At 35.8% G+C, this 12,815-nt stretch carries 11 protein-coding genes; all 11 read right to left on the bottom strand.

The genetic code is table 11. The features are described 5' to 3' along the window. Window positions 1-52: 52 nt before the first annotated feature. The 11 genes from gndA to wbaP all read right to left on the bottom strand — a co-directional run bounded on the left by gndA (window position 53) and on the right by wbaP (window position 12,749). Complete coding sequence (gndA, locus tag AC3EMD_RS08345) at window positions 53-1,459, bottom strand: NADP-dependent phosphogluconate dehydrogenase (protein WP_000043543.1); 1,407 nt, start codon at window positions 1,457-1,459, stop codon at window positions 53-55. Window positions 1,460-1,632: 173 nt separating this feature from the next. Then, window positions 1,633-3,261, bottom strand: coding sequence for a hypothetical protein (locus tag AC3EMD_RS08340; RefSeq protein WP_302074028.1), 1,629 nt, complete (start codon window positions 3,259-3,261; stop codon window positions 1,633-1,635). Between the two features lie 38 nt (window positions 3,262-3,299). After that, window positions 3,300-4,526, bottom strand: a complete 1,227-nt coding sequence (locus tag AC3EMD_RS08335; protein WP_167341203.1) for a glycosyltransferase WbuB — start codon at window positions 4,524-4,526, stop codon at window positions 3,300-3,302. Between the two features lie 6 nt (window positions 4,527-4,532). Then, window positions 4,533-4,979, bottom strand: a complete 447-nt coding sequence (locus AC3EMD_RS08330; protein WP_001775095.1) for a GDP-mannose mannosyl hydrolase — start codon at window positions 4,977-4,979, stop codon at window positions 4,533-4,535. 3 nt (window positions 4,980-4,982) lie between these two features. Next, window positions 4,983-5,948 carry a GDP-L-fucose synthase gene (gene fcl, locus AC3EMD_RS08325; protein ID WP_302074027.1) on the bottom strand — a complete coding sequence of 322 codons (966 nt, stop codon included), beginning with the start codon at window positions 5,946-5,948 and terminating at the stop codon, window positions 4,983-4,985. A gap of 3 nt (window positions 5,949-5,951) precedes the next feature. Further along, complete coding sequence (gmd, locus tag AC3EMD_RS08320; RefSeq protein ID WP_024193811.1) at window positions 5,952-7,070, bottom strand: GDP-mannose 4,6-dehydratase; 1,119 nt, start codon at window positions 7,068-7,070, stop codon at window positions 5,952-5,954. A 16-nt stretch (window positions 7,071-7,086) separates the two neighbouring features. Continuing rightward, window positions 7,087-8,169 carry a glycosyltransferase gene (locus tag AC3EMD_RS08315; protein WP_167341201.1) on the bottom strand — a complete coding sequence of 361 codons (1,083 nt, stop codon included), beginning with the start codon at window positions 8,167-8,169 and terminating at the stop codon, window positions 7,087-7,089. An 8-nt stretch (window positions 8,170-8,177) separates the two neighbouring features. Further along, window positions 8,178-9,467 (bottom strand): O-antigen polymerase, encoded by a 1,290-nt coding sequence (locus AC3EMD_RS08310; protein WP_167341200.1) that lies wholly within the window; start codon window positions 9,465-9,467, stop codon window positions 8,178-8,180. Beyond that, window positions 9,457-10,719, bottom strand: coding sequence for a lipopolysaccharide biosynthesis protein (locus AC3EMD_RS08305; RefSeq protein ID WP_228281130.1), 1,263 nt, complete (start codon window positions 10,717-10,719; stop codon window positions 9,457-9,459). Before AC3EMD_RS08305 ends, AC3EMD_RS08310 begins: the two co-directional genes overlap by 11 nt. Before the next feature lie 2 nt (window positions 10,720-10,721). Then, a complete protein-coding gene (locus AC3EMD_RS08300) occupies window positions 10,722-11,294 on the bottom strand; it encodes an acyltransferase (protein WP_001775089.1) in 573 nt (190 codons plus the stop codon). A 33-nt stretch (window positions 11,295-11,327) separates the two neighbouring features. Next, window positions 11,328-12,749 (bottom strand): undecaprenyl-phosphate galactose phosphotransferase WbaP, encoded by a 1,422-nt coding sequence (gene wbaP / locus AC3EMD_RS08295; RefSeq protein WP_302074026.1) that lies wholly within the window; start codon window positions 12,747-12,749, stop codon window positions 11,328-11,330. Window positions 12,750-12,815 lie beyond the last annotated feature (66 nt).

Genomic DNA, 12,815 nt, shown 5'->3' with positions numbered 1-12,815 from the left:
AAAAACAATAGATAACAGTCAGGCCAATTGGCCTGACTGTGGTATATAAAGATTATTCCAACCACTCGGTATGGAATACACCTTCTTTATCAGTACGTTTATAGGTGTGCGCACCAAAGTAATCACGCTGAGCCTGGATCAGGTTAGCTGGCAGAACTGCGGAACGGTAGCTGTCGTAGTAAGCAATCGCGGCTGAGAACGTCGGTACCGGAATACCATTCTGCACGGCATACGCCACGACATCACGCAGCGCTTGCTGATAGTCATCAGCGATCTGTTTGAAGTATGGCGCCAGCAGGAGGTTAGCAATACCAGCGTTTTGCGCATAAGCATCGGTGATCTTTTGCAGGAACTGCGCACGAATAATGCAGCCAGCGCGGAAAATCTTAGCGATCTCGCCGTAGTTCAGATCCCAGTTGTATTCATCAGAAGCAGCACGCAGCTGGGAGAAGCCCTGAGCATAGGAAACGATTTTACCGAGGTACAACGCGCGACGCACTTTTTCGATAAATTCAGCTTTATCACCCGCCGGCTGAGCCTGCGGACCACTCAGCACTTTCGAAGCAGCTACACGCTGGTCTTTTAGCGAAGAGATATAACGAGCAAATACGGACTCGGTGATCAGAGACAGAGGTTCGCCGAGATCCAGTGAGCTCTGGCTGGTCCACTTACCGGTACCTTTGTTTGCTGCTTCATCAAGGATGACATCGACGAGGTATTTACCCTCTTCATCCTTTTTAGTGAAGATATCTTTGGTAATATCAATCAGGTAGCTGCTCAGCTCGCCTTCGTTCCATTCAGTGAAGGTTTGTGCCAGCTCTTCATTGGAGAGCGCCAGACCGCCTTTCAACAGCGCATAAGCTTCAGCAATCAGTTGCATATCGCCATACTCGATGCCGTTATGAACCATCTTCACATAATGACCAGCGCCATCAGCACCGATATAGGTGACACAAGGCTCTCCGTCTTCAGCAACCGCCGCGATCTGTTTCAGAATCGGAGCAACCAGCTCATAGGCTTCTTTTTGGCCACCAGGCATAATGGAAGGCCCTTTCAGAGCCCCCTCTTCACCACCGGAAACACCGGTACCGATAAAGTTAAAACCTTCGGCAGACAGTTCACGGTTACGACGGATGGTGTCCTGGAAGAAGGTGTTGCCGCCATCAATGATGATGTCGCCTTTATCAAGGTAAGGCTTCAGGGAATCTATGGCGCTATCGGTGCCAGCCCCGGCCTTCACCATCAACAGGATACGACGTGGTGTTTCGAGGGATTCAACAAACTCTTGTACTGTGTAATAAGGAACGAGTTTCTTGCCTGGATTTTCGGCAATCACTTCTTCGGTCTTTTCACGGGAGCGGTTGAAAACGGAGACGGTATAACCACGGCTTTCGATGTTCAGCGCAAGGTTACGCCCCATCACAGCCATACCGACAACCCCGATCTGTTGCTTGGACATTACATACTCCTGTCAGGTGTAGTCACTGCGACACATTCACAGCTTAATGAGACATCTATCCTAACGCAAATAAAGTGAGGCGCCTAGTTTGTAAAACCAAAAAAGTTGCGCAAAATTGAATAGTATAAAGAAACATAGGTAACTAGAGGGAAAAGAATGCCAAATAGAATCCTTTAATTTACCTTAGAATATGTAACATTATTTGTAGAAAAATCCTCTGTAGTTGATTCATATGCAACACTAGCTAAGTGAATATAATTTCCTTTAGCATGTGCAATTTTTGCATCACCGCCATATTTGGAGTAAATGATAGCGTCAACTCCTGAGATGGTATTCAAAGGGGTTCCGCGAAGTCGTAATAAAGCGACCTTAGGTTTCATGCCAAAGTATCTAACATTATGGAAAGATACCTTTTCGATAGCAGCAGTGTCATTAGCTTTAAAAACATCACAAAAAACATTAATGCTTTCTTTAGCATAAACATCAATGTTTGAATAAGTAATATTCACACATTCGGGCTGACCATTCCCATAATTTTCAACGCTAAGTATATTATTCGAATTTGAGAAAATAAAAATCTGCCCATTTCTAATGATGGCATTTGAATGCCCGGAAATTCTAATAATCGTATTTGGTGTTTCATTGTTATTAATTCTAAGCAAAAATCTAGAAAGCGTACAATTTCTTCCAGCCTCCGTCCAGCTGATCATTTCTTTTTTAGAAACACCATCATTAGATGAAATCGCATAAATACCTTCAAGAGTTGTAAAGTGCGAGCCAAATGCCAACTCAGAGACCGAGCCTGTAAATTTAATTCTGATATTTTTAAAAGTGGTGTAACAATAGCTGTTGCCATACACAACAGATTTAGCTGAACCATATATGTTTTCAAAAAGCATATTATATGTACAGCTATCTGCAATCCAATAATCCCAAGTATTAACTTCAGTGTTACGGACAATTGTATCTGAGCAACAAAATAATGGACGCCCGAATCTTGCTTTTACCGAGTCCGTAGATGCGAGACATAACTCAAGCTCACCATGAAAAGAAACAGGATGCTCAATTATCAAGGTTTTATTTAAAGAATCAACTTTGATTATTCTTGAAAGCTGAATATAGTTTTCAACCGAAAAGCCGAAACTCAATGTCGACTCATGAGAAGATATTCTTACTATATCACCTTTTCTAAAACCGCTAACATCATCAAGTTTAATTGAATTGTCTTTACAATCAAGAATTTGTTTTTTTATAATCTTCTGTAAAAAATCCGGATGGTAGTTCCCTGGCGCAAATATAGAACCTTGCATAAACGCAGAATTTTTAGGTGCTAATGAAGAAAGTGAACCGAAGTCGCCATCAAAAATAATATTTGACCGAAGGTATAGCGGATGTGATATATTGAAATGGCCCCCTCCCAAGCTTATATGATTACAATTATCTATCGCTCCCTGAATAGCATTTGTGCTATCAAAACCATCTATGTCATCTCGTGCACCAAAATCGTAAACCAAACAAAGATCGTTATGTAAACTTCGAAGCCAGTAGCCTCCTCCAACTGCGCTTATAACTGTACCACCATTATCATTACGAACACCTTCGTGGAATGTAAAATAGCCTCCTCCTCTGCCAACTCCAACGTAGTAGGACTCGAGATAAACCTCCTGCCCGATATACTCCGGTTTAAAATTACGTAATTCAGACATAGAGTTTATATGATATAAATCACTTCCCCAACTCAATCGAGAAGAAGAATACAATGCCGAAAAAGACAAAAAAGAAATAAATTTTCTTCGATTCATATGATTCCTCAAAAGATGATTCATATCATAATATAAAATTAGTTAACCTTACTAGATATTACCTCAAGGTATTCATTTAGGATCACTTCTTTATCAAGCATTTTATTAGCATAAGATTCAGCTATACTATTGAATTTAGGAAGTGATAATGCATGAATTAATCCTTCCGTAAGTGAAACATCACTCTCTGGTTCAACTCGTACTGCAATACCAGGATAGTTAGTTGTTAACTGACCTAGTTCTGTATGAATTTCAGCTGTAATAATAGCGTTACCACCAACAGCAAGGATGTTTGTAAGTTTTGAAGGTAACACCGCATCAGCTGCGCCTCTTTTCTGAATAACTAAGTGGCAATCAGCCATACTTAGCAATAGCGGTAATTTATTATAAGGCTGTAAGGGACGAAATAATACATTTGTTAATTGACTGCTGAGTACTTTTTCTTCGAGACGTTTTTTACCAGCACCTTCACCCACGATCAAAAAAACACTATCTGAAAATGCAGGATTTGAAGCAATATCAGGTATTATTTCTAATCCTTGTTTATCACCTACATTTCCCGAGTAAAGAATAATTTTTCGATTTGAAGGCAAGTTCAAACCTTTCCTAAATTCCTCAACATCGTTAACCAAAATATTTTTGAATTTATCTAACTCAGACCAATTAGGGAAAAAAATAGTATTTTCTCGTTTAACACCTTTTGATATAGCCTTGTCAATCATTGTATTAGAAATTGTTGACACAAAATCTGCTTTTGATAAACACCACTTTTCAAATCTACGAGCTAGTTTAGACAGCCCCCCCATATTAGCAAGATTCAAGCCAAACATTGCATCGACTTCATAATCTTGTATATGAATAATTAATTTTGCCTTTGTCACCTTCGAAAATAACTTTGCGAAAGGAACACAAAACAAAGTTGGTGCTACACAAATTACAAGATCTGGTTTCCAAAAAAAGTTTCTAAAAAGTTGAGGGAAAGATGAAAGTGTAAAGGATGTTAAATGGATTAATCGCTTTAACGTAGAAACTTTCTTAGGAACATAAAGAGGACAACGAAAGACAGTTACGTTTGATATGACCTCTTTCTTATATTTCCAAGAAGAATAAGGTGACTTTACTTTCCATTCAGGGTAATAAGGCGGTGCAGTAACTGCTCTAACATCTTGTTTTTCTCTAGCCATCCATTCAGCCATTTCGCCTGAATACTTCCCAGTAGCGGTCAACTCTGGACTAAAATTTATCCCATAAATTAAAATTTTCATATAACCTCATGCCGGAAAATAATTTTTTGTGTAATTATGAATTCTTTCGTCTTTACCAACTAATGATTCGAGGACCCATTTATATTCAGAGTGCTGGTTGGTAGGGAAGTTTATTTTATCTGTTAATTTTGTTTCATACGCAAGTACAATGTAATGGGTGCTAAATAAATTGTTATATTTATTATCTTCATAAAAATGTTCATAAACGCCATGAAAATTCCATAAATCTTTTGGTATGCTTATACCTAACTCCGTTTGACTTAATCGAAGAAATGCATCATCTATAGTTTCATCTTTCAAAATACGTCCTCCGGGCACGAAATAATAGCCCCTTGCGGGGCTATTTACTCGTTTACCTAGAAGAATTTCATTACGCTTGTTCTTTACAATAAAATCTATAGAAATAAGAGGCGTAAGTTTGATGACATTAATAAATTCTTCATCAGTTAACATTTATCACCTTCTAAAGGTATCTTGATTATCTAAATACCATTGATAGGTTTCAACCAACCCATCGTGTAAAGATAATTTTGAAGTCCATCCCAGTGCGGCCAAACGGCTCACATCTAGCAATTTCCTAGGTGTGCCATCCGGTTTGGTACTATCGAAAGTAATCTTGCCTTTATAACCGACCACACTAGCAATTGTAGATGCTAATTCTTTTATCGAGCAATCGCGGCCGGTGCCAACATTGATATGAGAGAGCATTGGTTCCGTAAACTGATCGTATACATTTTTATTCAACTCCATGACATATACGCTAGCAGCAGCCATTTCGTCGACATATAAAAATTCACGCTTAGGATTTCCGCTTCCCCAGACTATAACCTCAGCCTGATCATTTTCCTTTGCTTCATGGAAACGTCTGATTAGCGCAGGTACCACATGAGAATTAGTTGGATGGAAGTTATCAAAAGGCCCATATAGATTAGTAGGCATAACTGACCGGTAATCGCGATTATATTGTCTGTTATATGATTCGCATAATTTTATACCTGCAATTTTCGCTATTGCATAAGGTTCGTTCGTCGGTTCAAGCGTTCCTTGTAAAAGTTCAGCTTCACTTATCGGCTGATTAGCAAGTTTAGGATATATACAGGAAGAACCTAAAAACAATAGTTTATTAACATCATTGACATGAGCAGCATGAATAATATTAGAAGCTATCATTAAATTTTCATATATAAAATCAGCAGGATAAGTATTATTTGCCATAATACCACCAACTTTAGCAGCAGAGAGATAAACCTCATCGATGTCTTCAGTTTTGAAGAAATTGTTTACTGCTTGCTGATCGAGTAAATTAAGTTCCTGTCTAGTTTTTAAAATAAGTTCAACATCATTTCTCGTTTCAAGATTACGAACAAGAGCCGAACCTACCATGCCATTATGGCCTGCTATATATATACGCTTTTGGGACATAATTTACTCCATTGAGATATTTACATTGAAGCCATGCTTCTTAAGGAGTGAATGTTTTTTGGCTGCCTCAAGGTCAGAAGCAACCATTTCGGTTACCATTTCTTGTAATGTTGTTTCTGGTACCCAACCAAGTTTGTCTTTAGCTTTAGTTGGATCGCCCAGTAATGTTTCGACTTCAGCAGGACGAAAATATCGAGGATCAACAGCAACAATGACATCACCTACATTGACAGCCGGAGAGATTTCATTATTTACAGAAGCAACAATTCCCTTCTCGTCAACACCCTCTCCTTCAAACTTAAGAGTAATACCCAATTCTAGAGCGGCCATTGATATAAAATCGCGAACTGAATACTGGATACCAGTTGCAATGACAAAATCTTCTGCCGTTTCTTGTTGAAGCATAAGCCATTGCATTTTCACGTAATCTTTAGCGTGTCCCCAATCACGTAATGAATCTAAGTTACCCATATATAGGCATTTTTCCAAACCTTGAGAAATATAGGATAAACCACGCGTAATTTTTCTGGTCACAAAAGTTTCACCACGACGTGGTGATTCATGGTTAAATAAAATCCCATTACAAGCATACATGCCATAAGATTCACGGTAATTTACAGTAATCCAATATGCATAGAGTTTTGCTACAGCATATGGAGATCGTGGATAAAATGGTGTTGTTTCTTTCTGAGGTATTTCTTGTACTAACCCATAAAGTTCTGAAGTAGAGGCTTGATAGAATTTAGTTGTCTTTTCTAATCCTAAAAAGCGAATAGCCTCTAAAAGACGAAGAGTTCCTATTGCATCACAATCGGCGGTATATTCAGGTGATTCAAACGAAACAGCCACATGACTCATTGCCCCTAAATTATAAACTTCATCAGGACGTACTTCAGATAAAATACGGGTTAAGTTTGATGTGTCAGTTAAATCACCATAGTGAAGATGGAATTTTGGATTACTTTCATGAGGATCCTGGTAGATATGATCGATACGTTCGGTGTTGAATGAGGACGCCCTGCGTTTGATGCCATGAACTTCATACCCTTTACTCAAAAGCAATTCAGCCAAATAAGATCCATCTTGACCAGTTACACCAGTAATTAACGCCTTTTTCATCATCTACTCCAATTATTGGTTAATTTAAAATGTTTTCAAACATTGTGTTTTCTTTTAGTTCTGCATCATTCAATTGATGCCTAACTTTCAAAATTAGTTCTGCCCTATTTTTTTCATAAGAATAAGGAGTGATATTATCAATAATAGCTTTTGTAGCAAATTCTGGAAAATTTTCCTTTTCCCTCATTACATAAGGATAATCCGGGAAATCACCAATAATGCATCCTCTTTCAATTGTAATAAATGGTACTCCAGCGGCAACTGATTCAAATAAAACATTCGGTTGAGCTTCGTTAACATATCTTGTTGGGAATAAAAACCAATCAAGTTCTTTAAAAAAATCGAGTTTACTATTCTTGTCAACAAACCCAACAAATTCAAAATAACTAGGATTTGATTTTATTGTGTCATTCAAATAATTTTCGATTTCAATATTATCACAGACTCCACCTATCTTTAACTTTGCATTAATCCCTTTTTCTCTTAGCATTAAGGTAGTATTTACTGCATCTTTTATTCCTTTCTCTATAGAAATATTACTCATGAACCCTAATACTATTTCATCTTGAGTATACTTTTTAGGTTCTAAATTCAATTCAAACCAATTTTTGACGTGTATTAGATTAGAAACAATATAATATTTATCTACTCGATATTTCTTTGAAAAATCATTAGCCATTTTTTCAGACAAGAAGATATGAGTAGCTTTCTTACCAGCAGCAGCATTTAACACAGCCATTAATACTGAATATTTATTAATATATGCATAGCTACGATGATGCAAATAGATCTTATCACATTTAAAACTAGCTATTGTTGTCAACAAAATACTATAAACAAGCCCAAAGCCGCCATCAGGAGGTAGATAAAATTTTATTTTTTCATTTCTATCCGCTTTTTTTATAGAAATTATTTTACTTAAAGCTATTAAAACTTTTTTTATTTTAGTCAGATGATACTTCTTTCCTCTTACTAAAGTACCAGGTGATATATCTATAGGTACAACCTTACCTTCTAAGAATTCAATTTTTTCCTTAAAAAGTAGTAGATTTTTAGACATCCCATGAACTGGTGGAGGAAATGGACCGCAAATAATAATCATGCTAGCTCCTATCGTATTTTTATTTTATTAAGAATGTAAATTATTAAATTGAAAATTACAAACGCCCATAACCAACGCATCATATTAAAAATATCAGCTCGCAAGAATGTATACATTAACCACATTAGCACTGGTATAATATAGATGTTATTCTGGGCTCCTTTATTTACATTCTTAACAATTAAATAAGTCCAAAAGACACCAACAAAAAAAAGCAGAATACCACTAAAGAGAAAACCAAGATTTAAATATAAATCACCATACCCAGTAACAACTATCTCGCTCTTAGTATAAAACCATTTGTCAGGTGACATAATACTAGTAAAAGCGCTAGAACCCCCTACTGGTTTAGACTCATATATTGATCTCGGTATGGGAAAAACAACCCCTGCCCAAATACTTTCCAAAGGAAATCTGCTGATATAGGTTGAAAACTTTATTGCTGTAGATATCACTTCTGCCATTGATATCTCTACAGAGTTAAAAAATAGCTGAAAATACCCCCCTTTATCATCGACAAAATCACTCATTGATGAGTATCGCCAAGATTCGCGAAATACATATCGTAAAACTGTCAGTAAATATCCTACAAGCGGTAGTGCAATGAAATATGAAATAAGATTTATTTTTTTGTTTTTTTCATTATAGGCATAGAATAACAATAAAAACATGTATATAACACCGCCCCTAGAATCCGTAAAAATCATAAGTGCGGAACTTACAAGAATTATTAATATTCTATTCCTGAGTTTTTCTGTAGCACTTATCGCAAGCGCTGCTGAATAAGGCAGGAATGTAAATAAAAACAACAGCCCAAGTTCATCTCTGAATAAGTTTTGTTTAGTAATATCTCCGGCTATCATTGAAATTACCGCCCCAAAATTTGAGGCTAAAATGATTAATGAAATTATAGAAATGCCAACGAATTGGTTCCTATACAATCTTTTAGTCGAAGCATTAAATTCATCAACATATATGATCACTTCCTGCCTTTTATTTTTATTCCTACCTAATAGGTATACAATCATGCCTAAAGTCAACATAACATAACTATAAATAAAAAAATAAAATCCCAAAAAGAAATCATCATCGGAAATGTAAAAACTTTGCTCAAGAAACGATGTATCCCGCTGATAATAAAAAAAATAAAAATCAAGGAAGATTATAACATTTAAGAAAATATAAAAATTAAAAGGACTCAAGGCACTCCAACGATGCCTTACATAAACAATATTGCAATTTAATAAAAAAACAAACAATATTGTTAAAGTTATAAACAAGAGTGTCTCAAAGAACATATTTTTTATCTCTACGTTGATAACGTATCTTAAATATAAATATTAAGATTTGAATTATATACATTATCAGTTCTGCGATAATAATGGACCATAAGCCAAATGAAGAAAACAAAAATATATTTATCGCAATATTCACAAGTAAGCTTATAAAAAGTATTAATGCATACTCAGTTGTTTTCCCTGATATAATTAGCGATTGACCTAAAATGCTTGAATAATTCCAAATTACTAACGACGATAGACTTATAGAAATAAACCACCAAATTAAAACTATTTTTTGTGAAACAACAGGCATCAACAATTCAATACAGTACAAAGCGCCGATGCTCACAAATGATGTCGCCAGAATAAACTTCGATGTTCGCCAAGACATTTTAAGTAATAAAAAATCGATATTTTGAGGTTTTATATCCGAACAACTTGAATTACTAGACTCTGTGACTTTGATTATTTTCTCGTTTTCTACGCGCCTTAGAAACATTAATAACTGTGAAAAAATATTCAAAAATGTCTTCGCAATCGCAAATAAACCAGCTGTAGCTTTGCCTAAATACATATCCACAAGAATTGGCAATAGCCTTGCGTATGATTGCGATAAAAAATAAGAGAAAAAAAATCCTCCAACCTCATTGAATATTAGCTTTTTATATGAAAATAACTTTATCTTCGTTTTTTCAAAAAAATGCCAACAAATGCTATATTGAACTAATAATGAAATTACAAAACCCGATGTATAGCTGATTACAATTGAAACTGAAGAATATTGGTTATTAGAAATATTCCCAATATAATATTCCCATATGATATAGATACTTACAAACAACCATGGCAGAGAAGCGAAAGGTCCAATTATCTTGTTTTTACCTAAAAAGTCAGCTAAGCCAGAAATATTCGCAGCTCCAAAAACACACAGAATGAACGAGTATTTAATACATTCGTGTAAAAAATCATTATGATAAAACAACGGAAGAATATAAAACAAAACAACAAAAACAACTAGCGAATAAAATATCCTGACTATATATAGCGTACCAATCACTTCAGACAATATATTTTTAGCACAGTACCGACCTAGTAAAAATACCCCCCCCCCATCCGCACACCACTGAATTAATGACAGCACTCCTATTGCAATGCTAATATTTGCAACTTCTGGCGTTAAGCCTTTATATGCCAAAAATAGGGTTAATAGAAAAAAAACACCTTGTCCCATAATGGGGCCTGAAGCAATGTGTATAAATTTTTTAAACAAATTTATTCACCTCTAACTTTTATAACACGGCCAGGATTTCCGACTACTACCTCGTATTGGTTTACATTTTTTGTTATAACCGCATTAGCGCCAATGACGGCGCCATCTCCTATTTTAACCCCTTTACTAATCACTACATTTCTTCCAATCCAAACATCACTTCCAATCTCAACAGCATTTGTAATGAATCCTTGCTGTAAAATCGGCGTATTTTTATCTCTCCATTCATGATCATTATCACGGATTGAAACATATTCTCCAACCCGCGTATTATTCCCAATAACTATAGATTCCCTAGATATAATAAAGCTTCCTTGATTAACGCTGACATTATCACCAATAATTATTTTTGCCCCTTCTGTAGCACCAATTCTAACAAACGGACCGAATCTAACATTATCGCCTACTTTTACATTTCCTTTGACTGCTGGTACATATATAGCACCTTCAAAAGCACAAGACTTACCAAGATCCCAGATTAACCCTAAGAAGATTCGATTAATAGTTGTATAATATAATTCTCGAAAAGACATTACTGCCTTAACAAGGGCTTTGCCTATAATCCCTTTAGTCATATTTGATACCGCTCATCAAAAGGTTAATTGTTATTAATATGCACCATCTCGTTTTAAGACAACGGTAATCGTTTTAAATAATATCGCTATATCATTCCACATAGACCAGTTCTTAACATACCAAGCATCCAGATATACTCTTGTCTCATAATCAACATCGCTTCGCCCACTAACCTGCCATAAACCTGTCATTCCGGGTTTGCTCAAGAGATAATATTCCACTTCCTCATTATATCTTTCAAGTTCTGCAGTAATTATTGGCCTAGGACCAACTAAACTCATTTCACCCTTTAGAACATTAAACAATTGAGGCAGTTCATCAAGACTGGTTCTTCTCAGAAAATTCCCAATTTTAGTTATACGCGGGTCTTCTTTTAATTTAAATGTGGCATCCCATTCAGCCTTTGCTTCGGGGCTGGAGGCTAATAATTCACTCAATACTTCTTGAGAATTAATAACCATTGAGCGAAATTTCAGGCATTTAAATTTACGACCTCCTTTCCCAATCCTTTCATGCCCATATATTGCTGGCCCACCATCCGCTTTAACTTTCCTACTAATATATATTAGCAATGGGGATATCATTGCTATAATTAGCGTGGAACCAATAATATCAAATGACCGTTTTAAAATACGAGAGGATAATTTGGCAAGATTTTGTTGCACACGGAAAATCATTACCTCATGACTAAAAATAAATGACATATCTGTACTATCTAATGGCATCCCTCTCAGAGTAGGTATAACCGATACATAACGATAGCCTTTAATCATGAAACTTCTCAGCCAACGATTCCGTATTTCACTTTCATGTGCTTCCACAGCAACAATAAATTGTGTTTTGTTATCAATCGTATCAAGCCATGATACATTTTTTTCCAGGACTGGGACATTATTAATTTTGTCAATTGCAGGATTCTTATCATTATTGGAGGAAATAAAACCAACAACTACCAACCCTAAATTATTCTCACTACTAATTGCTTTATATGCTTCAATGGCATTAACCCCATTGCCTATAATCCATGTATCTCTTTTCCATAAGTCTAAAGTATCCAGTATTTTTTTTGTTAACATGCGCAAAAGAGGCACAAATAATAGAATGCTACTCCATGTTATTATCCACAGAACTCTAGAAAACGACCATGTTGCAAAGGTCATAACAGCTATCTCTATCACAGAAAAGATGACTAAAGTTCTTAAGATTTCTTTGAGTTCAAACCAAAATGTTTTCCGATAAAAATAATGTCTTAGCCTAATTGAAAACCATGCAATACAAATAACTGATAAGATAGTATGTAATAAAACCCATTCATCTATATTTTGCAATGGAGCCTTATTTGAAGTTACAAATAGTAATAATGCAGAAGCGATATAGATCGAGCAAGAAAGACTTACAAAGTCAGAAATTGCCAGAGATACACTGACGATAAAATTTCTAGAAAAAAGTGTCATTTTTTCCTCACGTGTTGACGCGATTATTCTTCTCAAAAATAGTATATAACAAGGCAGTCTGTCTGC

Source organism: Klebsiella sp. PK18 (genome assembly GCF_057784655.1).
The sequence above is the reverse complement of the archived record's forward strand: the minus strand, read 5'-3'. Positions and strand labels throughout refer to the sequence as shown.

What these genes read in the sequence shown, in the direction of transcription:
- wbaP (WP_302074026.1), bottom strand. Translation starts at nt 12,749, where the DNA reads ATGACACTTTTTTCTAGAAATTTTATCGTCAGTGTATCTCTGGCAATT.
- AC3EMD_RS08310 (WP_167341200.1), bottom strand. Translation starts at nt 9,467, where the DNA reads ATGTTCTTTGAGACACTCTTGTTTATAACTTTAACAATATTGTTTGTT.
- fcl (WP_302074027.1), bottom strand. Translation starts at nt 5,948, where the DNA reads ATGTCCCAAAAGCGTATATATATAGCAGGCCATAATGGCATGGTAGGT.
- AC3EMD_RS08300 (WP_001775089.1), bottom strand. Translation starts at nt 11,294, where the DNA reads ATGACTAAAGGGATTATAGGCAAAGCCCTTGTTAAGGCAGTAATGTCT.
- gndA (WP_000043543.1), bottom strand. Translation starts at nt 1,459, where the DNA reads ATGTCCAAGCAACAGATCGGGGTTGTCGGTATGGCTGTGATGGGGCGT.
- gmd (WP_024193811.1), bottom strand. Translation starts at nt 7,070, where the DNA reads ATGATGAAAAAGGCGTTAATTACTGGTGTAACTGGTCAAGATGGATCT.
- AC3EMD_RS08335 (WP_167341203.1), bottom strand. Translation starts at nt 4,526, where the DNA reads ATGAAAATTTTAATTTATGGGATAAATTTTAGTCCAGAGTTGACCGCT.
- AC3EMD_RS08315 (WP_167341201.1), bottom strand. Translation starts at nt 8,169, where the DNA reads ATGATTATTATTTGCGGTCCATTTCCTCCACCAGTTCATGGGATGTCT.
- AC3EMD_RS08340 (WP_302074028.1), bottom strand. Translation starts at nt 3,261, where the DNA reads ATGAATCGAAGAAAATTTATTTCTTTTTTGTCTTTTTCGGCATTGTAT.
- AC3EMD_RS08330 (WP_001775095.1), bottom strand. Translation starts at nt 4,979, where the DNA reads ATGTTAACTGATGAAGAATTTATTAATGTCATCAAACTTACGCCTCTT.